Consider the following 18,103-nt stretch of genomic DNA (forward strand, 5'->3'; position numbering starts at 1 on the left):
GTGGTGGGGCTGCGTTCCAGTGACGGCGTTTCAGCGACGGCGCCCAGCGACGGCGTTCTAGCGGCGGCTCCCTCGCAGGGCGCGTAGCAACAGCGGCGGCAGCAGCGCGCACTGGGCCGCGACCGCCAGCCAGAACAGGCCCACGTTGTCGGCGCGGTCGGCCCACGCGTAGCCCTCTCCCCCTGCGATCCCGCTGGCGAACGCGCCGATCCCGGCCGCCAGGCGCTGCCGGCCGAAGACGACCGCGGGCGAGCGGTCGGACCGCGACAACGCTTCGAGGTCGTTCTTCAGGAACAGGACGATCTCGCCGACGCAGATGAGCAGCGCGCCGCCGAGGATGGCGGCGGGGTGGCCGAGGGCCAGCGCGGCCATCCCGGCGGCCAGCGCGGTGAAACCGATGCGCAGGGCGCGCGGGTAGGGGAGGCGGGCTATCCAGTCCGACAGGAGGGGCTGGGTGACGACGAGGAGGAGGGCGTAGAGGGCGAGGACCAGGCCGTAGAAGTACGTCGATGCCCTGCCCACCGCGTAGAGCGCGAGGTAGTGCTGGAAGAACATGAAGACGTACACGCTCAGGACGGTGATCGCGAAGGGGAGGAGAGGCGAGGGCGGGGTGGCGTCCGGGCGGCGACTGTCGGCTTTGAGCGGCGCCTGTTGGGGTGGCTGCGGGTGCGCCTGTTGGGGTGGCTGCGGGTGCGTCTCCGGGGTCGGTTGCGGGTTCGTCGCCGAGGTCGGTTGCGGGTCCGTCGCCGTGGGCGCCCCCGGCAGCACCGCATGGCCCGCCGTGATCAGGGCGAACAGTACGGTGACCGCCGTGAAGAGGCCCGCCGATGCCGTCAGGACGAAGGGGGCCGCCGCGATGGGGCCCAGCGCGATACCGCCGTTGAGCGCCGAGCTGCTCGCGGAGAGGAGCGGGGCGCGGCGGTCCTCCGTCACGCCCGTCACCAGGTACGCCTTGTTGGCGGGCAGGTAGAGCGCGGCCCCGACGGAGACGAGGAACAGCGCGACGACCGCCCACGTCGGGCGGCTGAGCCCCGGCAGGAACGCGGCGAAACCCGCCGTGCGGATCACGAGGGCCAGCAGCATGGTGCGCCGCAGGCCGACGCGTTCGGCGAGGGCCGCTCCGACCACGCCGCCCGAGAACTGTACGAACGACGCGACGGCCAGCACCACGCCGACCGTGCCGAGCTCCATGCCCAGCCGTTCGTGCAGCAGGACGGACATGAAGGGCAGCACGGCGAAGCTGCCCAGGGGTATGAGCAAGGACCCTGCGAGGAGGAAGTACTGAGGCCCGGTGAACTGGGTGAAGGGGGTGAGGCGGGTGGGGGTCGGGAAGCGTGGCGGCGGAGGCGCTGTCATTCTCGATCGTCGTCGCCCGCCATCGCTGGCCGTATGCTGCCGGCCGCGCTGAGGGCCCTGTGCAGGGCCAGTTCGGCGGTTTCGGCCTCGGCCAGCACGATGCCCGTGCATCCGCGCTGGTCGCTCAGGTGCTCCACGCGTCGTCCCGGGACGGCGGTGGGGTACCACTCGGGCGATCCGGGGAACGCCGAGAGGCCGTCCAGGCCGGTCCAGCCGGTGAGCGTGCCGGGGCGGTCGGGGTAGACGAGGACGAAGGCCGTGGCCGGGCCGGGGGCGGGGCCTGTCGGCGCGGTGTCCAGCAGTGCGGGGCGGCGGCCGAGTGCCGTGTCGACCATGGCGTCGTAGACGTTCGTGCCCAGGGCGCGGCACAAGGCTTCGCCCACGAGCGCGCCGCCGATACGGCGGTTGATCTCCACCAGCTCCGGGCCGTCCGCGGTGAGGACGAACTCCACGTGGGCGAAGCCGCTGTCGTGGCCCGCGGCCGCGAGCACGCGTCCCGCCCACTCCTCGATGCGGTCGAGCTCGGGTGGCGGGAAGGCCACGGGGAACGCGGCGGCCTCCTCGCGGACGGACGGCTCGGGTGACATCTGGCGGCTCAGGACGCCGAGCAGTCTCGTCTCGCCCGCCCAGCCGAGGGTCTCCGCGCTGTAGACCGGGCCGGAGAAGAAGCGCTCGGCGAACAGCCATCCGTTGAAGGGGCGTTGGGCCGCTTCGGTGAGCGCGGCGTGCAGCTGACGCTCGTCCCGCACCGGCCATACGTTGCGGGAGGACGTGCCCGCCGAATCCTTCAGGATGGCGGGCAGGCCGACCTCTCGGAGGATGTCGGAGGCGGCGGTAGTGGTGGTCGCGGGGAACGCCACGGCGCGGCTGCCGCTCAGGCCCCGCTCGTGGAGGAGCGCGCGCACCCGGCTCTTGTCGCGCAGGAGCCGGACCGCGCTCGGGTCGGGCCCGGGCAGGCCGAACTTGGCGGCGAGTTCGGCGCCGGGCACGCTCCAGGTGTCGGTCGAGTTGATGAGCCCGCTCAGGTCGGGCACGGCCGACAGTGCGGCCGCGCACGCCCCGGCGTCGTGGGTGTCGACGTCGACGATGTCGAGTGCCCCGGGGGCGAGGTGGGCGAGTTCGTGACGGTAGACGTCGCGGTCGCCGGTGAGCAGGCACAGGCGGTGCCCAGCGGTGCCGGCCGCCTCGACGAGGCGGCCGAGGCCGAAGGTGAGTGCTTCGAGTGCGGCGATGGTCATCGTGCCTGAGCCTCCTGGGGCGGTGCTCCTAGTGGGTCGCTCGAAAGCGTGAGTGGGTCTGTCTCCCGTACGGGTCGGGCCTCCCTCGGTGCGGATACCGCTCGCGCCGCCGGTACGGGCCCCGCTCCCCCGCTGCGTACCTCGTACCGCCGCCGGTTCCACTCCATCGCCGACCACGGCGGCGTGAGGTCCGCGAGGTCGGTGATCTGGTGCGGTTTCAGCGTGCGCGGGTCGAGCGCCTCGCGGTGGCGGGCGAAGACGCGGTCGGTGTAGCGGTGTCCGGTGTCGGCGCCGATGACGAGGTGGGTGCGCTCGGGGTCGCGCGCCGCCTCCCAGCTCGCGACCAAGTGCGCCGCGCCGGTCGACAGTCCCGCGAACACCGCGTGGTCGCGGAGCAGGCCCACCGCACCCGCCATGGCGTGCCGGAAGTCGAGCCAGTGGAGCGTGTCGTACAGGTCGTGGTGGACGTTGTCGAAGGGGATCGAGCTGCCGATCCCGGCGATGATCGCCTCCGGGTCGCTGAACCCCTCGCTGCCGAAGGTGACGCTGCCGAAGGGCTGCACGCCCAGCAGGCGTACGTCGCGGTCGCGCCCGCGCAGCGCCTCGACGAGGCCGCCGCTCGACGAGCCGGTGCCCACGGCGCCGACCACGGTCAGCGGTACGTCGGGCAGCGCGCGGTCGACGAGGGCGGCGAACTCCCGGTAGCCGGTGTAGTGGACGGCGTCGTGGTACTGCCGCATCCAGTGCATGCCGGGCCGTTCGGCCAGCAGCCCGCGGACGCGTCTGACCCTGCCTTCCTGGTCGAGCCGCAGGTCCTCCGAGGGCGACATCTGGTCCACGGTGGCGCCGAGCACCTCGAGTTGGGCGCGCATGGTGGCGTCGACCGTGGTGGAGGCGACGATGTGGCAGCGCAGTCCGTAGCGGTGGCAGGCCATGGCCAGGGCGAGGGCGTAGATGCCGCTGGAGCTGTCCACGAGGGTCTGGCCCGGTTTCACGGTGCCGCGTTCGAGCAGGGTGCGGACCGCGCCGAGGGCTGCGTAGACCTTGAGGGTCTCGAAGCGGGCGAGGACGACGTTGCCGGACAGCCGCAGCAGGTCCGGGGCCTTTATCGCGTCGGTGATGTGGTCGTGGACCGGTGCCGGGATCGCGTACGGGGCGGGGACGTGCGCGGCGTCGGTGTGCGTGGGGGTCACGGTCGCCGTCACCGCCCGACCGAACGCAGGTAGCGGCCCAGGTCCTCGGCTCCCGCGACATTGCGGGGGCCGCTGACGACGTCGCCGTACGACATGACGTGGAAGCGGTTGTTCCGCACGGCCGGTACGGACTTCAGGCTGGGGAGCTTCTTGAGGTAGGCGATCTTGTCCTTCGCGGGCTGGTCGGCGTAGTCGACGATCACGATGACGTCGGGCTTCGCCTTGATGACCGGTTCCCAGCCCACCGTCGTCCACCCCTTGTCGAGGTCGCCGAAGACGTTGGCGCCACCGGCGGCGGTGATGATGTCGTCGGGCGCGGCGTGCCGGCCCGCCGTGAACGGCTGGTCGGTGCCGGAGTCGTAGACGAACACCTTGGCCGGGTCGCCCTGCGCGGGCCATGTCTTCTTCAGCGCGGCGACCCGCTTCTTCAGGTCGCCGACCAGCTCGTCGGCCCGCTTCCGCACGCCGAAGATCTTCCCGAGGTTGTCCAGGTCCTTGTAGAGCGCCTGGAGCGGCGACGTGTCGACGCTCTTGTCGCCGTAGTCCCAGCAGGTCTCGGTGTGCAGGTAGCTGGCGACGCCGACCTTGTCCAGCAGGGCGGGGGTGATGCCGCGTTCCTCGCTGAAGCCGGAGTTCCAGCCCGCGAGGACCCAGTCGGCCTTCGCGTCGACGACGATCTCGCGGGTGATGCGTTCGTTGCCGAGGCGGTCCACCTCGGCGTACTTCTCGCGCCAGGGCGAACCCTTGATGGACGGGTCGCCGAGCTTGTTCATGACGTAGCCGCGCATGCGGTCGGCGAGGCCGAGGGCGAACATCTTCTCCGCGCCGCTCACGTCGTAGGCGATCGCGCGCTCGGGACGCTTGTACGTGACGTCCTTGCCGCAGTTGGAGACGGTGACGGTGTCGGCGTCCTGGCCGGTCCCGGTGCCGGGCTTGCCGCCCGCCGCCGATTCGACCTCGGCGCCGCAGCCGGTCAGCAGGAGCCCGGTGGCCAGCAGCCCGGCGGCGAGGGCGCGGGGGAACGGTGGTCGGGTCACGAGTGGGGTCCTTCCGGGGACGAGGCAGGGGTGGGGATGGGGCCGTCGGGCCGCGGGGCGATGTCGGCCGGGGGCGGGGCGAGGTCGTAGAGCAGTTGCGGCAGACCTGTTCGGGGGTGCGGTACGACGACCGCGTCGACGCCGAACACCTTGCGCACCAGTTCGGGGGTGAGCACCTCGGCCGGGTCGCCGGAGGCCACCAGGCATCCCGCGCCGAGCACGGCGATCCGGTCGCAGACCTGCGCCGCCAGATTCAGGTCGTGCAGCGCCGTGAGGACGGTCAGGCCCGAGCCGCGCAGGAACGAGAGCAGCTCCACCTGGTGGCGTACGTCGAGGTGGTTGGTCGGCTCGTCGAGGACCAGGAGGCGGGGTTCCTGGGCGAGGGCGCGTGCCACGAGGACGCGTTGGCGCTCACCGCCGGAGAGGCTCAGGACGCTGCGGTCGGCGAGGTGGGCAACGTCCAGACGCTCCATCGCCTCGTCGCACAGCTCCTGTTCGCGGGCGGTGAGGGGGTGATTACCCCGCGCGTGAGGGGCGCGGCCCAGGGCGACCACTTCCTCGACGGTGAAGTCGAGCTCGGTGTGGCTCTCCTGGGTGAGTGCGGCGACGGAGCGGGCGCTGTCGCGCAGTTTCAGCGACGTCAGGTCGGTGCCGTCGAGCAGCACGGCCCCGGATGTCGGCTTCAGCGCGCGGTAGACGCAGCGCAGCGCCGTCGACTTGCCGCTGCCGTTGGGGCCGACGAGCCCGACGATCGAACCGGCGGCCACGTCGAGGCTGAGCCGGTCGACGAGGGCACGTCCGGCGGCCTCGACGGTCAGGTCGCGGAGGGACAGAACCATCTACCGGCCTCCGAAGAGATAGCCGCGGCGGCGCATCAGGACGACGAACACCGGCACGCCGATCAATGCGGTGATCACCCCGAGCGGCAGTTCCTCGGGGGCGAAGGCGGTGCGGGCGACGAGGTCGACCCACACCATGAAGCAGGCGCCGGCCAGCGGGGCGACGGCGAGGACGCGCCGATGCGTGGAGCCGACCCAGATCCGCACCACGTGCGGCAGGACGAGGCCGACGAAGCCGATCGCGCCGCTGACGGCGACGATGAGTCCGGTGACGGCCGCGGTGAGCACGAACAGGCCGCGGCGCAGCGCGTCCGCGTCCACGCCCAGGCTGGCCGCGGTCTCGTCGCCGAGCGACAGGACGTCGAGCGACCGGCTGTGCCGCAGCAGTACGACGACCGCGATCAGGACCGCCGCCGTCACCAGGGGCAGGGACTCCCAGGTCGCGGAGCCGAGGCTGCCCAGCAGCCAGAACAGTACGGTCCGTGCGGCCTGCCCGTTCGGCGCGAGGAACACCAGCACGCTCATGAGCGCCTGGAAGCCGTACGCCAGCGCCACCCCGGTCAGCACGAGCCGCAGCGGTGTCAGTCCGAGCGGTCCGCGCGCGGCCAGGTACACCAGCACGGTCGCGCCGAGAGCGCCGAGGAAGGCGGCGGCCGAGAGGGCGTAGACGCCGAGCCCCGCGAAGACGCCGAAGACGACGACGGCGGTCGCCCCCACGGAGGCGCCGGACGAGATGCCGAGCACGAACGGATCCGCGAGGGCGTTGCGCACCAGCGCCTGGATGGCGACGCCGACGACGGACAGCCCGGCGCCGACGACCGCGGCCAGCAGGACGCGTGGTGTGCGCACGTGCCAGACGATGGCGTAGCCCGACGCCTCGTCCGCGTCGATGCTGCCTCCGGTGAGTGCGGCGGTGAGGAAGTGCACGACGTCGCCGAGCGGCACGACGGTCGGTCCCAGCGCGATGCCGGCGAGGACGGAGACCACGAGCGTCACGGAGAGCGCGACCAGTGTCGTCAACAGCCTCCCGCGGCCTGCTGGTTGTTCCTCGCGGCTCCGGCGCGGTGCGCCCCGCGAGCGTGCGGCGCGGCTCGCGGGCGGCGTCGCGGATGTCGCCTCGGTCATGGAATCCCCTCGTTCACTCACGCGTTGACGCACAGCAGTAGTCGGCCGCCGGTGCGTCAGAGTTCCCGCGTGTGCAAGGAGAGTTCCGGACGAGTGCCGGTCACGATCAGCCGCTTGGAGCGGTTGTCGTACGGGCCGCCGTCGAAGTCGCCGTAACAGCGCACGTCGGTGAAGCCGGCCGCCACGAAGAGCGTGCTCAGCTCGGCCGCGCTGTAGAGGAAGGAGGTGATCGACGCTTCGCGCGCCTCTGAGCCCCGGACCAGCGTCCAGTCGGTGCGCAGCCGGGTCCAGCTGTCCAGGACGGTGTCGCGCTGCAGCACGTACGCGCCGCCGTCGAGGTCGACGACCTGGGGCCGGCCGATCCAGCCCGCGAGGACCTCCTTGCCCATCACGTCGATGAGCAGCCGCCCGCCCGGCACGAGCGAGTCGTGGGCGTTGCGCAGCACGCGTTCGTTGTCCCGCGGGTCGTCGAAGTAGCCGAACGAGGTGAACAGGTTGAGCACCACGTCGTACGTCTCCGGCTCGACGTGCGTCAACATGTCCCCGCGTACCAGCCGGACGTCGACGCCCGCCGCCTCGCATGCGGCGTCGGCCCGCTTCAGCATGGCGGGGCTGAGGTCGACCCCGGTGACCGTGGCGCCGGCGCGGGCGAGCGGGACGAGGTAGAGGCCGGGTCCGCAGCACAGGTCGAGGATGCGGCTCCCGGCCGGGAAACGGAGCAGCGGCGATCCGTCGACGAGAGCCGCCACCTCCGCGCGCCTGCGCTCGGAGAACATGGTCTCGGCGAAGTCCGACCAGAAATCGTCGTCCTCGTACCAGTTCATGGGGCTGCTACCTCGTTCCAGAGCGTGGGTGCGCGTGATCGCGTAGGGACTCTGGAGCAGTGGTCGGGCGGGGAACCCGTCTGGTTCCCGGCCCGTGCCGACCGGTCGCGGGCAGCCCGGCTGTCAGCCCAGCGTGGTCAGGAAGGCGTCGCACGCCTTCGCGCAGCGACGGCAGGCTTCGGCGCAGGCGGCCGAGGCGGGGTGCAGGTCGCAGAGGGATGCGCACTGGAGGCAGATCGCTCGGCACCACTCGACCTGCATACGCACCCGCTGCTCGTCCTGGTCGCTCTGTTCGGCCAGGACGCGGGACGTCGCCTCGCACACGTCCGCGCAGGCGGTGTTGAGGCGGGGGGCCTCGCCCGGTGCGGCCGGACCCTCGCGCACGAGGCATACGCGGGCGCAGTCGTCGCAAGCCTGCGCGCAGGCGAACCGGTCTTCCAGGTAGCGGACGAGATCCTCGTGGCTGAGCTCCTGCGGCTCCTTCGTCGCTGGGGGTGCGGATGCGGGCATGGACGTGCGGTACGCCGCGGTCGGCCTCGCCTGGACGCCTGGCGGGGTTGTCGTGGCTGTCACGGGGACCCCTCCCTTCGGTCCCGGACGGGTAGCCGCCGCACGGTGAACGAAACCCCGGGCTCCGCAAGGGAGCGGCGCGTCGGTTCTCGCGTACCACCCATGCGCTTGAGCCTCTTCCATCACGGAGCAGGTCAACTACCGGAAGAGATCACACTTTAGACAATGTCTCGGTTTGGTCTCGGTCCCGTATGCGCTGAACGGGGCCGCGCTCCGGCCCCGTACCCACGTCTCGAAAGGACGAGCGAGTCAGCGGCTCCCGCTCAGGGAGCCCGACCAAGGAGACGCGATGACGCACACGACCGGAACCAATGAGAGCAACGGCACGGCGAGCGGTGGGTACCGCCGGAAGGCCGCCCTGCTGGCGTCCTTCGCCGCGGCAGGGGCTCTGCTCCTGTCCGCGTGCGGCGGTGGCGACGACGGCGGCTCGGACGCCAGGAACGCGGGCTCGGAGGCCTCGTCGGCGGCGCGCGACACCTCCGGCTCCATGGAGCTCGCCCTCAAGTCCGGTACCGCGCGGCAGAACAAGGCTCCCGAGAACACCGGGGACTGGGCCAATCCGCCGGGAAAGCCCGCGACCAAGCCCGTGCAACGGAAGTGGGTCCAGCTCTCGGCGGGCAGGGCGGGCGCCCTCGACCCCGTGGTCGTCAACGGTTCGGGCTTCACCCTGTACCGCTTCGACAAGGACACCGCCTCGCCGTCCAAGTCCAACTGCAACGACGCCTGCGCCACCACGTGGCCGCCTGTTCTCGTGGACCCGGGCGGCAAGATCTTCGTCCAGGGCGTGGAACGGTCGCAGGTGGGCGTCATCACCCGCGACGACGGCACCCACCAGGTCACGATCGGCGGCTGGCCGGTCTACCGCTTCAGCAAGGACACCCGGCCGGGCGACACCAACGGGCAGGGCGTCGGCGGCACGTGGTTCGGCGTACAGCCCGACGGGAAGAAGTCCGGGCTGCCGGCCGGCCAGGAGGACGAGGCCGCGACGGACGATTCCGCACCCGAGGCCTCCGCGCCCGAAGCGCCCGCACCCGAATCCCCCGCACCCGACGAGACCGTGCCGGGCGAGGCGCAGCAGGCGCCCGCCACCAGCGCCATCCTCTTCGACGACGCGGACTTCTCGGACAACGGCCCCGCCCAGGGCATCGCGGGCGAGGGCTGCCAGGACCTCGCGCGCCCCGAGGTGACCTCGTCGATCTCGCTCGACGGCTCGGCGAAGATCTGGTCGGGTCCTGGCTGCACCGGAGAGTCCAAGGTCGTCAACGGTGACGTGGCCGACCTGGCCGCGATCGGCTTCGACGACCGGATCAGCTCGGTCAAGTTCGGCTGACGCCCCGCCGCGCAAGCGGCCCAGAGACCGGTGCCCGCTCCGACATCCCCCGGGGGCGGGCACCACCATGTCCGGCGCCTGCCCACGCCGCCCCTCTGCGGAACCGGGCCCCTTCGGAAAGTCGACAGGCCCCGCCGCGACGGGGGAGACACGGCGGGGCCCACACATCGAGTGCCCGCTGAGAACACGCTCACACCCGTGAAAGCACGACGAGTTCTGGACTCAGCGTTCCGAGCGCGCCCGGATCGCCCGCACGATCGCCGAAAAGTCGCGATCCGCCCCGCCCGCCGCGGCGAACTCCTCGTACAGTTCGGCCGCCCGCAGCCCGAGCGTGGCATCCACGCCGCTCGCCCGCGCCGCCCCGGCCGCCAGGCCCAGGTCCTTCGCCATGAGGGCGGCCGCGAAGCCCGGCCGGTAGTCGCGGTTGGCGGGGCTCGTGGGGACCGGGCCCGGCACGGGGCAGTTGGAGGTGAGCGCCCAGCACTGGCCGGACGCGGTGGAGGCCACGTCGAAGAGTGCCTGCGGGGTCAGGCCGAGACTCTCGCCGAGGACGAAAGCCTCGCTGACGGCGACCATCGAGACGCCGAGGATCATGTTGTTGCAGATCTTCGCCGCCTGCCCGGCACCGGCGTCCCCGCAGTGCACGGCACGCTTCCCCATCACGGCGAGCAGGGGTTCCGCCGCGGCGAACTCCTCGGCGCCGCCGCCCGCCATGAACGTCAGCGTGCCCGCCTCGGCCCCGAGCACGCCGCCGGAGACCGGTGCGTCGAGGCCGCGGTGGCCCGCTTCGGCCACGGCTTCGTGCGCGGCGCGGGCGTCCGCGACGTCGATGGTGGAGCAGTCGACGAAGAGCGTGCCCGGCGCGGCCGCGGCGAGCAGTCCCTCGTCGCGGTAGAGCGCGAGGACGTGGCGCCCGGCGGGCAGCATGGTGATGACCACGTCGGCGCCCGGGACCGCTTCGACGGCCGAGGCAGCGGGTGTCACGCCGCTGTCCACGGCTGCCGCCAGTGCGTCGGCCGACAGGTCGTGCCCGACCACGCGGTGTCCCGCCGCGACCAGGTTCGCGGCCATCGGCCCGCCCATGTTGCCGAGGCCGATGAACGCGACGGTCCTCGTCTCCGGTGACTCCGTTTCCGCACTCCCGTTCACCACGCCACCTCCTGCGTCACGGCGCCGCCTTCCAGGGCGAGTTCCCGGTCTCCGAGCGGCGCGAAGAAACGTGCGATGTCGTCCGCGGTCACCTCGGCGAGCGTGCCGGGGTTCCAGCGCGGTGCGCGGTCCTTGTCGATGACCTGGGCGCGGATTCCCTCCGCCAGGTCGGGCGAGGCGAGGGCGGCGCAGGACACGCGGTACTCCTGGTTCAACACCGCTTCGAGCGAGCCGAGTTCGCGTGCGCGTCGCAGTGCTTCCAGGGTCACCTTCAGTGCGGTGGGCGAGCGGCCGAGGAGCGTCGCGGCGGCCTCCTTGGCGGCGCGTGAGCCGTCCGCTTCGAGGCGTTCGACGATCCCCTCGACAGTCTCGGCCGCGTAGCAGTGGTCGATCCACTGCCGCTCGTCCGCGAGTCGGCCGGGCGGCGCGTCCTCGACGTACCGCCCCAGGACCGCACGTACGGGCGCCTCGGCGAGGTCGGCGATCAGACGGGGCAGCGACGACGACGGGACGAAGTGGTCGGCGAGTCCGCACCTGAGCGCGTCGCCCGCCGACAACTGCGCCCCGGTCAGGGCGATATGGGTGCCGAGCTTGCCGGGCGCCAGGCCCAGGAGGTAGGTGCCGCCGACGTCCGGCACGAAGCCGATGCCCGTCTCGGGCATGGCCACCCTGGACCGTTCGGTGACCACGCGCACGGCGGCGTGCGCCGAGACGCCGACTCCGCCACCCATGACGATGCCGTCCATGACGGCGACGAACGGCTTCGGGTAGCGGGCGATGCGGGCGTCGAGGTGATACTCGTCGCGCCAGAAGTCCCGCGTCGCCGCCCCGCCGTCCCCCGCCGTGACGTCCTCGTGGATGGACCGGATGTCGCCGCCCGCGCACAGCCCTCGCTCCCCCGCGCCCGTGAGGACGACGGTCTCCACGGCGGGGTCCTGTTCCCAGGCGGTCAGCGCCTCGTCGATGCGGAGCACCATGGCGTGGGTGAGGGCGTTGAGGGCCTCGGGGCGGTTGAGGGTCACGTGGCCCGCCCTGCCCTCGACGTACGTCAGCACGGAGTTCTCGGCCGCCGCCATCGGGCTCTGGACCGCCGTCACCGGACGGCCTCGGTCAGCCCGCGGGCCACGATGAGGCGCATGATCTCGTTGGTTCCTTCCAGGATCTGGTGGACCCGCAGGTCCCGGACGATCTTCTCGATGCCGTACTCGCTCAAGTAGCCGTAGCCGCCGTGCAGTTGCAGGGCACGGTCGGCCACGGTGTATCCGGTGTCGGTGGCGAAGCGTTTGGCCATGGCGCACAGCTGCGGGGCGCGCGGGTCGGAACGGTCGAGCGCGTCCGCGGCCTGGCGCACCAGTGCACGGGCGGCGGCCAGCTCGGTGGCCATGTCGGCGAGCCGGAACCGCAGCGCCTGCGCGTCGAGGAGGGGCGCGCCGAACGCCTCACGGTCGGCGAGGTGGGCCAGGCTGCGGTGCAGTGCGCTCTGGGCGCCGCCCAGGGAGCAGGCGGCGATGCCGAGCCGTCCGCCGTTGAGGCCGCTCATGGCGATGCGGAAGCCGTCGCCCTCGGCACCGAGGCGCCGGTCGGCGGGCACGCGTACGCCGTCGAGGAGCACTTGGCGGGTGGGCTGGGCGTTCCAGCCCATCTTCCGTTCGTCGGCGCCGAAGGTCAGGCCGGGGTCGTCCCGTTCGACGACGAACGCGGAGATGCCGCCGGGCCCCTCCCCGCCGGTGCGGGCCATGACGACGTACACGTGCGAGGCGCCCGCTCCGGAGATGAACTGCTTGACGCCGGTGAGGACATACGTGTCGCCGTCGCGTTCGGCGCGGGTCCGCAGGGCCGCGGCGTCCGATCCGGCACCGGGCTCGGTGAGACAGTAGCTGCCCAGTGACGCGGCGGTGCACAGGTCCGGCAGCCAGCGGGCGCGCTGGTGGTCGTCGCCGTAGCGGTCGATCATCCAGGCGACCATGTTGTGGATGGAGAGGTAGCCGGCGATGGAGGGGCAGCCGGTGGCGAGGGCCTCGAAGACGAGGGTGCCGTCGGTGCGCCCGAGGCCCGAACCGCCGTGCTCCTCGTGTACGTAGACACCGCCGAGGCCCAGTTCGGCGGCCTTGCGCAGGACGTCGACCGGGAAGTGCTTGTCGCGGTCCCAGGCGACGGCGTGCGGTGCGAGGTGCTCGTCGGCGAAGTCGAGCGTGACCTCGGCCAGGGCGAGTTGGTCCTTGGTGAGGGAGGTGGCCGTCGTGGTCATCGCCGTCATCCCATCGTCGGGATGGTGAAGTTCGCGCCTTCCCTGAGCCCGGAGGGCCAGCGCGAGGTGACGGTCTTGGTGCGGGTGTAGAAGCGGACGGCGTCGGGGCCGTGCTGGTTGAGGTCGCCGAAGCCGGACCGCTTCCAGCCGCCGAAGGTGTGGTAGGCCACCGGGACGGGGATCGGCACGTTGACGCCGACCATGCCCGCGCCGACGCGGCGTGTGAAGTCGCGGGCGGTGTCGCCGTCCCTGGTGAAGAGGGCGACGCCGTTGCCGTAGGGGTGTTCGCTGGGCAGGCGCAGGGCGGCCTCGTAGTCCGCGGCACGGGCCACGCACAGCACCGGGCCGAAGATCTCCTCGCGGTAGATCCGCATGCGCGGCGAGACGCGGTCGAAGAGGGTGGCTCCGGCGAAGAAGCCGTTCTCGTGTCCGGGCAGGGTGAAGTCACGTCCGTCGACGACGAGTTCGGCGCCTTCGTTGACGCCGATGTCCACGTAGCGGCGGACCCGGTCGAGGGCGTCACGGCTGACGAGCGGGCCGAAGTCGGCCTCCGGGGCGTCGGAGCGGCCGATGCGGAGTGCGGCGACGCGTTCCTTCAGGCGGGTGACGAGCGCGTCGGCGGTCTCCTCGCCGACGGGGACGGCGACCGAGATGGCCATGCAGCGCTCCCCCGCCGAGCCGTATCCGGCCCCGACGAGCGCGTCCACGGCCTGGTCGAGGTCGGCGTCCGGCATCACGATCATGTGGTTCTTGGCGCCGCCGAAGCACTGGGCGCGTTTGCCGTGCGCGGCGGCGGTGGCGTAGATGCGCGCGGCGATCGGGGTGGAGCCGACGAAGCCGAGCGCCTGCACCCGCGCGTCTTCCAGGAGGGTGTCGACCGCGTCCTTGCCGCCGTTGACGACGTTCAGGACGCCGGGCGGCAGGCCCGCCTCCAGGAACAGCTCGGCGAGTCGGAGCGGCACGGAGGGGGCACGTTCCGACGGCTTGAGGATGAAGGCGTTGCCGCAGGCCAACGCGGGTGCCGCCTTCCACAGCGGGATCATCGCCGGGAAGTTGAACGGGGTGATGCCGGCGGTGACGCCGAGCGGTACGCGCAGGGAGTGCACGTCGATGCCGGTGCCGGCGTTGTCGGTGAACTCCCCCTTCTGAAGGTGCGGGATACCGGCGGCGAACTCGACGACCTCGAGGCCGCGTTGCAGGTCGCCGTGGGCGTCGGCGACGGTCTTGCCGTGCTCGCTGGAGAGCAGCCGCGCGAGCGACTCCCGCTCCCCTTCGACGAGTTGCAGGAACCGCAGCAGCACGCGGGCGCGCCGCTGCGGATTCCACTCGCCCCAGGCATGCTGGGCGTTCTCGGCGTCGGCGATCGCCGCGGTGGTCTCCGCCCGCCCGGCAAGCGGCACATGCGCTTGTACGGAGCCGGTGTTGGGGTCGTACACGTCGGCGAAGAGCCCGGACGTGCCGGGCACATGCTTGCCGCCGATGAAATGTGTCAGTTCACGGACCATGAGAGCCTGCTCTCGTCAGGTGAGTCCGGGGATGGCACGGCAGGCCGACGGCGCCACCGGGTGAGGTGGGCAGCCGGTTCTGTCGTGGGACGCGAAGGCCTAGAAGCCGTCGTGGAGTCGGGCGCGGGCCGCAGCCTTCGCTCGCTTCGCCGGTTCACCTGGGTCGTGGGTACGGACCGGTGCCATGCGTGTCTGCTCCATCCTCGTGGACAACACGGAACACCCCGCGGCCGGTATCCTGACTCCCGGATCAGCGCGCGTTCTCCCGCCTTCCCGACGGACTCGTCCGTCAGTGGCGTATCGCTCGGCGAGAACGCACTCCCCGGTCACAGTGGCGGGACCGCGCCGGATTCACACCGGCTTCCCTGCACCGCGGGCTCTGGTCACGAACATATAGTTGGACGTCCTAGTAAGTCCACCCCTGCCTTGCCTTCTGGCGTAAGTCCACTCCGCCTCGCCTACTGGCCGTCCTTCAGCTTGATGATCTTTCCGTCGCTGTCGAGCGTGTGGTCGCTCCAGTACTTGTCCCACTTGTCGTCGACATGCTCGGGGACCTTGCCCTCCGGGTAGCGCGCGTAGCCCTTCGGCGGCTCCTCGCCGTCGGGCTGGCAGGCGGATCCACTGCTGCCCACGTGCAGGACCGGGTACTCGCCGCCGCCGCAGATCGCGTCCTGCGTGGAGCAGCCGGTCAGCACCGCTGCGGCCGCCGCGCCCGCCAGCGCGAGCGCCGCGAGGGATCGCGCCGACCGTCTGCCGGACGCGTGGGACGCACGGGACGCCGGGCGAACTCGGATGGTGCTGTACACAGTTGACTTCCTCTCATCGGGTTGCGCCTCCAGCGTGCGGGGGCGAAGGGGGGCGAATCATGAGTACGAGTACTCAGACGTCACGCCCGACGTACTTGATCACTCCGCGTTCCCCTATCCACCTGTGCCACGCCGAGCCACTTTGGCTCATAACAGCGCCAGGCAGAGCCATTCATGTGCCATGCTGACGCCATTGCGATGTCGTCGCGAACTCGAGGGGACAGACCCATGCCGAACGACCAGTCAGCCGATCCCGTAGCTCCCGTGACTCCCATGGCCGCCTTTCCGACGGCGCGCTCCGAGAGCTGTCCGTTCGATCCGCCCGCCGAGCTGACCCGGCTGTGCGAGGAGCGACCCCTCACACGCCTGCGGTATCCCGACGGACACGTGGGATGGCTGGCCACCGGACACGCCGCGGTCCGGGCGATCCTGGGCGACACACGTTTCAGCTCGCGCTACGAACTGCTGCACATGCCCTTCGACACGGGCTTCACCGGCGCGCTGCCGCCCGCCCCCTTGGGAGACATGACCGGGATCGACGCCCCCGAGCACACCCGCTACCGACGGCTGCTGATCGGCAAGTTCACCGTGCGCCGCATGCGGCTGCTCACCGAACGCGTCGAGCAGATCACCGCCGAGCGCCTGGACGCGATGGAGCGTCAGGGGCCGGTCGTCGACCTCATGCGGACCTACGCGCGGCCCATCCCAGCCCTCATGATCTGCGAGCTGCTCGGCGTGCCCTACGCCGACCAGGACATGTTCCAGCGGCACACCGAGACATCCATGAGGCTGAGCTCCACCGAGGACGAGCGCGCGGCAGCCATGGTCGCGATAGAGGAGTACATGCGGAAGCTGGTCCTGGAGAAGCGCGCCGCGCCGACGGACGACCTCCTCAGCGACCTGACCTCCAGCGACCTCACGGACGACGAACTCACCGGTATCGGCGCCTTCTTGCTCGGCGCCGGGCTGGACACCACGGCCAACATGATCGCGTTCGGCACGTACGCCCTGCTGTCCCACCCGGAGCAATTCGCCGCTCTGCGCGCGGAGCCGGACCTCGCCGACCGGGCCGTCGAGGAACTCATGCGGTACGCCACCATCGCCCAGACCGGCCTGCGTGCGGCACTCGAGGACGTGGAGGTGGCGGGCCGACTCATCAGGAAGGGCGAGTCCGTCGCCCTGTCGATGGAGGCGGCGAACCGTGACCCGGCGAGGTTCCCGGACCCCGACACGCTCGACCTGCACCGCGGGGCGACCGGCCATCTGGGCTTCGGCCACGGCGTCCACCAGTGCCTGGGCCAGCAACTGGCCCGTGTCGAGATGCGCGTCGCCTTCCCGGAGCTGGTCAACCGCTTCCCGACCCTGCGCCTCGCCGCGGCGCCGGAGGACATCCCCCTGCGGGAGGGCATGAACATCTACGGCGTCCACGAACTCCCGGTCACCTGGGGCGAGGCGGGCGGCGCGTAGAGCGCGGCGATCGCGGCGGCGCGGTCGCGCAGGGAGGTGCGGAGCCACTCCGGGGACAGGACTTCCGCGTGCGTGGTGAGCTGCCACAGGGCCCACTCGGCGTGCCGGGCGTCCTGGAAGACCAGGTCCAACCGCAGCCGGCCGTCCCCCTCCGCTTCTTCGCCGCGGACGGCGAGCGCCGTGGCCACCAGGTCCTCACGGCGGTCCGGGGCCACCCGCACCCGCACGGCGACCTGGTCGCCGCCGCCGTTCCGGAACCGCGTGTTGCGTTCCTGCCAGGCGCGGTCCAGGTCGACCGCGTCCGGTCGCTGCGCGGGTTCGTCGAGTGCCTCGGCGGCCAGCACCCGTGACAGCCGGTAGGTGCGGTCGGCGCCGCCCCGCACGGCCAGCAGGTACCCCAGGCCGCGCACGGTGACCAGTCCGATCGGGTCCACCGTGCGCCACTTCGCCGTCTGGTCCACAGCCGCGTAGTGGATGCGCAACTTGTGGCCCGCGAACACCGCGCGCCGGATCTCGGCCACGATCGGCTCGGGCAGTTCCTCGCTGTCCACGCGGCGCGCGAGGAGGTCCAGCTCGGGGTCGATGAGCAGGCGCTGGGCCGCGCCGGTCGCCGTCCCCCGGAGGCTCTCGGGCAGCGCGTCGAACACCTTGAGCATGGCGGACGCGAGCGCCGAGCCGAGGCCGAACAGCTGGGCGCCGCGCCGTGATCCGGCGATCAGCAGGGCGAGCGCCTCGTCGTGGTTCAGTCCGGTGAGCGCCGTCCGGAAGTCCGGCAGCAACGCGAACCCGCCACGGCGGCCGCGTTCGGCGTAGACGGGGACACCGGCTGCGGAGAGCGCCTCCATGTCGCGCAGCACCGTGCGGGTGGACACCTCCAGCTCTCGGGCGAGCGCGTCCGCCGTCATCTGTCCGCGCCGACGCAGGAGGAGCACCAGGGAAACCAGCCGGTCGGCGCGCATGCGAAAACCCTAGCGAAATACATGACGAGGGGTGTCATGTATTCCTGGAAGGCTCCGGGCCATGGAAAGAAACGCAGTCAATCCAGTGACCTGGTCGACCGAGTTGGGCTTCAACCAGGGCGAACTCGTCTCCGGACACACACGCACCCTGTACATCTCCGGTCAGACCGCGATGAGCGCGGAGGGCAAGCCCGAGCACGACGGCGACATGGCGGCGCAGCTCGCGCTGAGCGTCGACAACCTCAAGGCGGTGCTCGCCGAGGCCGGCATGTCCCTCGCCGACCTCGTCCGCCTCAACGTCTACACGACCGACGTCGACCTGCTCTTCCAGCACTACGGCGTCTTGGCCGGCCAACTCGCCGCCGCTGAAGTCGCCCCGACCACCACGATGCTGGGCGTGACGCGCCTCGCGATCCCCGGTCAGATGGTCGAGCTGGAGGGAACCGCGGTCGCGTAG

Annotated in this window: 17 protein-coding genes and 1 riboswitch; of the genes, 3 read left to right on the forward strand and 14 right to left on the reverse strand. The window is 71.7% G+C overall.

Going from position 1 to position 18,103, the window contains the following annotated elements; translation table 11 throughout:
• Window positions 1-57: 57 nt before the first annotated feature.
• The 8 genes from DEJ48_RS02880 to DEJ48_RS02915 all read right to left on the reverse strand — a co-directional run bounded on the left by DEJ48_RS02880 (window position 58) and on the right by DEJ48_RS02915 (window position 8,185).
• Window positions 58-1,356: an MFS transporter gene (locus DEJ48_RS02880; RefSeq protein WP_150214166.1), complete on the reverse strand. Its 1,299-nt coding sequence runs from the start codon at window positions 1,354-1,356 to the stop codon at window positions 58-60.
• The gene (locus DEJ48_RS02885) at window positions 1,353-2,594 is read right to left on the reverse strand and encodes an ATP-grasp domain-containing protein (protein ID WP_150214168.1); all 1,242 of its coding nucleotides are present in this window, start codon (window positions 2,592-2,594) and stop codon (window positions 1,353-1,355) included. Before DEJ48_RS02885 ends, DEJ48_RS02880 begins: the two co-directional genes overlap by 4 nt.
• The gene (locus tag DEJ48_RS02890; RefSeq protein ID WP_411757521.1) at window positions 2,591-3,787 is read right to left on the reverse strand and encodes a pyridoxal-phosphate dependent enzyme; all 1,197 of its coding nucleotides are present in this window, start codon (window positions 3,785-3,787) and stop codon (window positions 2,591-2,593) included. Before DEJ48_RS02890 ends, DEJ48_RS02885 begins: the two co-directional genes overlap by 4 nt.
• A gap of 8 nt (window positions 3,788-3,795) precedes the next feature.
• Window positions 3,796-4,824 carry an ABC transporter substrate-binding protein gene (locus DEJ48_RS02895; RefSeq protein ID WP_150214172.1) on the reverse strand — a complete coding sequence of 343 codons (1,029 nt, stop codon included), beginning with the start codon at window positions 4,822-4,824 and terminating at the stop codon, window positions 3,796-3,798.
• Window positions 4,821-5,663, reverse strand: a complete 843-nt coding sequence (locus tag DEJ48_RS02900; protein WP_150214174.1) for an ABC transporter ATP-binding protein — start codon at window positions 5,661-5,663, stop codon at window positions 4,821-4,823. Before DEJ48_RS02900 ends, DEJ48_RS02895 begins: the two co-directional genes overlap by 4 nt.
• On the reverse strand, window positions 5,664-6,788 hold the full coding sequence (locus DEJ48_RS02905) for a FecCD family ABC transporter permease (RefSeq protein WP_150214176.1): 1,125 nt from the start codon (window positions 6,786-6,788) through the stop codon (window positions 5,664-5,666). It abuts the gene before it with no gap.
• A gap of 56 nt (window positions 6,789-6,844) precedes the next feature.
• Window positions 6,845-7,612 carry a class I SAM-dependent methyltransferase gene (locus tag DEJ48_RS02910; RefSeq protein ID WP_150214178.1) on the reverse strand — a complete coding sequence of 256 codons (768 nt, stop codon included), beginning with the start codon at window positions 7,610-7,612 and terminating at the stop codon, window positions 6,845-6,847.
• A gap of 123 nt (window positions 7,613-7,735) precedes the next feature.
• Window positions 7,736-8,185 (reverse strand): ferredoxin, encoded by a 450-nt coding sequence (locus DEJ48_RS02915; RefSeq protein WP_317850898.1) that lies wholly within the window; start codon window positions 8,183-8,185, stop codon window positions 7,736-7,738.
• Between the two features lie 286 nt (window positions 8,186-8,471).
• Between DEJ48_RS02915 and DEJ48_RS02920 the strand changes: the two genes are divergently transcribed.
• Window positions 8,472-9,512 carry a hypothetical protein gene (locus tag DEJ48_RS02920; RefSeq protein WP_150214181.1) on the forward strand — a complete coding sequence of 347 codons (1,041 nt, stop codon included), beginning with the start codon at window positions 8,472-8,474 and terminating at the stop codon, window positions 9,510-9,512.
• 222 nt (window positions 9,513-9,734) lie between these two features.
• On the opposite strand, the gene mmsB is transcribed toward DEJ48_RS02920, so the two are convergent.
• From mmsB to DEJ48_RS02945, 5 genes are all read right to left on the reverse strand, one after another.
• Complete coding sequence (gene mmsB, locus DEJ48_RS02925) at window positions 9,735-10,664, reverse strand: 3-hydroxyisobutyrate dehydrogenase (RefSeq protein ID WP_223831856.1); 930 nt, start codon at window positions 10,662-10,664, stop codon at window positions 9,735-9,737.
• On the reverse strand, window positions 10,658-11,737 hold the full coding sequence (locus DEJ48_RS02930) for an enoyl-CoA hydratase/isomerase family protein (RefSeq protein WP_150220911.1): 1,080 nt from the start codon (window positions 11,735-11,737) through the stop codon (window positions 10,658-10,660). Before DEJ48_RS02930 ends, mmsB begins: the two co-directional genes overlap by 7 nt.
• Window positions 11,738-11,754: 17 nt before the next feature.
• Window positions 11,755-12,909: an acyl-CoA dehydrogenase family protein gene (locus DEJ48_RS02935; protein ID WP_150214183.1), complete on the reverse strand. Its 1,155-nt coding sequence runs from the start codon at window positions 12,907-12,909 to the stop codon at window positions 11,755-11,757.
• A gap of 5 nt (window positions 12,910-12,914) precedes the next feature.
• On the reverse strand, window positions 12,915-14,414 hold the full coding sequence (locus DEJ48_RS02940) for a CoA-acylating methylmalonate-semialdehyde dehydrogenase (protein WP_150214185.1): 1,500 nt from the start codon (window positions 14,412-14,414) through the stop codon (window positions 12,915-12,917).
• Between the two features lie 210 nt (window positions 14,415-14,624).
• Window positions 14,625-14,804: riboswitch (cobalamin riboswitch) on the reverse strand.
• A 68-nt stretch (window positions 14,805-14,872) separates the two neighbouring features.
• The gene (locus DEJ48_RS02945; RefSeq protein ID WP_411757415.1) at window positions 14,873-15,220 is read right to left on the reverse strand and encodes an SCO0607 family lipoprotein; all 348 of its coding nucleotides are present in this window, start codon (window positions 15,218-15,220) and stop codon (window positions 14,873-14,875) included.
• Window positions 15,221-15,493: 273 nt separating this feature from the next.
• Here DEJ48_RS02945 and DEJ48_RS02950 point away from each other — a divergent pair, with 273 nt between their 5' ends.
• Complete coding sequence (locus DEJ48_RS02950; RefSeq protein ID WP_150214187.1) at window positions 15,494-16,687, forward strand: cytochrome P450; 1,194 nt, start codon at window positions 15,494-15,496, stop codon at window positions 16,685-16,687.
• Here DEJ48_RS02950 and DEJ48_RS02955 read toward each other — a convergent pair.
• Complete coding sequence (locus DEJ48_RS02955) at window positions 16,636-17,646, reverse strand: helix-turn-helix transcriptional regulator (protein ID WP_150214189.1); 1,011 nt, start codon at window positions 17,644-17,646, stop codon at window positions 16,636-16,638. The genes DEJ48_RS02950 and DEJ48_RS02955 overlap by 52 nt on opposite strands.
• A gap of 61 nt (window positions 17,647-17,707) precedes the next feature.
• On the opposite strand from DEJ48_RS02955, the gene DEJ48_RS02960 reads away from it, so the two are divergent.
• Window positions 17,708-18,103, forward strand: a complete 396-nt coding sequence (locus DEJ48_RS02960) for a RidA family protein (protein ID WP_150214191.1) — start codon at window positions 17,708-17,710, stop codon at window positions 18,101-18,103.

It is taken from the genome of Streptomyces venezuelae, assembly GCF_008642315.1.
In the GTDB taxonomy this organism is placed as follows: domain Bacteria; phylum Actinomycetota; class Actinomycetes; order Streptomycetales; family Streptomycetaceae; genus Streptomyces; species Streptomyces venezuelae_D.

Excerpts from the sequence above, each read along its gene's own strand:
- DEJ48_RS02880 (WP_150214166.1), bottom strand. The coding sequence starts at position 1,356 with ATGACAGCGCCTCCGCCGCCACGCTTCCCGACCCCCACCCGCCTCACC.
- DEJ48_RS02885 (WP_150214168.1), bottom strand. The coding sequence starts at position 2,594 with ATGACCATCGCCGCACTCGAAGCACTCACCTTCGGCCTCGGCCGCCTC.
- DEJ48_RS02900 (WP_150214174.1), bottom strand. The coding sequence starts at position 5,663 with ATGGTTCTGTCCCTCCGCGACCTGACCGTCGAGGCCGCCGGACGTGCC.
- DEJ48_RS02905 (WP_150214176.1), bottom strand. The coding sequence starts at position 6,788 with ATGACCGAGGCGACATCCGCGACGCCGCCCGCGAGCCGCGCCGCACGC.
- DEJ48_RS02910 (WP_150214178.1), bottom strand. The coding sequence starts at position 7,612 with ATGAACTGGTACGAGGACGACGATTTCTGGTCGGACTTCGCCGAGACC.
- DEJ48_RS02920 (WP_150214181.1), top strand. The coding sequence starts at position 8,472 with ATGACGCACACGACCGGAACCAATGAGAGCAACGGCACGGCGAGCGGT.
- DEJ48_RS02930 (WP_150220911.1), bottom strand. The coding sequence starts at position 11,737 with ATGGCGGCGGCCGAGAACTCCGTGCTGACGTACGTCGAGGGCAGGGCG.
- DEJ48_RS02935 (WP_150214183.1), bottom strand. The coding sequence starts at position 12,909 with ATGACCACGACGGCCACCTCCCTCACCAAGGACCAACTCGCCCTGGCC.
- DEJ48_RS02940 (WP_150214185.1), bottom strand. The coding sequence starts at position 14,414 with ATGGTCCGTGAACTGACACATTTCATCGGCGGCAAGCATGTGCCCGGC.
- DEJ48_RS02950 (WP_150214187.1), top strand. The coding sequence starts at position 15,494 with ATGGCCGCCTTTCCGACGGCGCGCTCCGAGAGCTGTCCGTTCGATCCG.
- DEJ48_RS02955 (WP_150214189.1), bottom strand. The coding sequence starts at position 17,646 with ATGCGCGCCGACCGGCTGGTTTCCCTGGTGCTCCTCCTGCGTCGGCGC.
- DEJ48_RS02960 (WP_150214191.1), top strand. The coding sequence starts at position 17,708 with ATGGAAAGAAACGCAGTCAATCCAGTGACCTGGTCGACCGAGTTGGGC.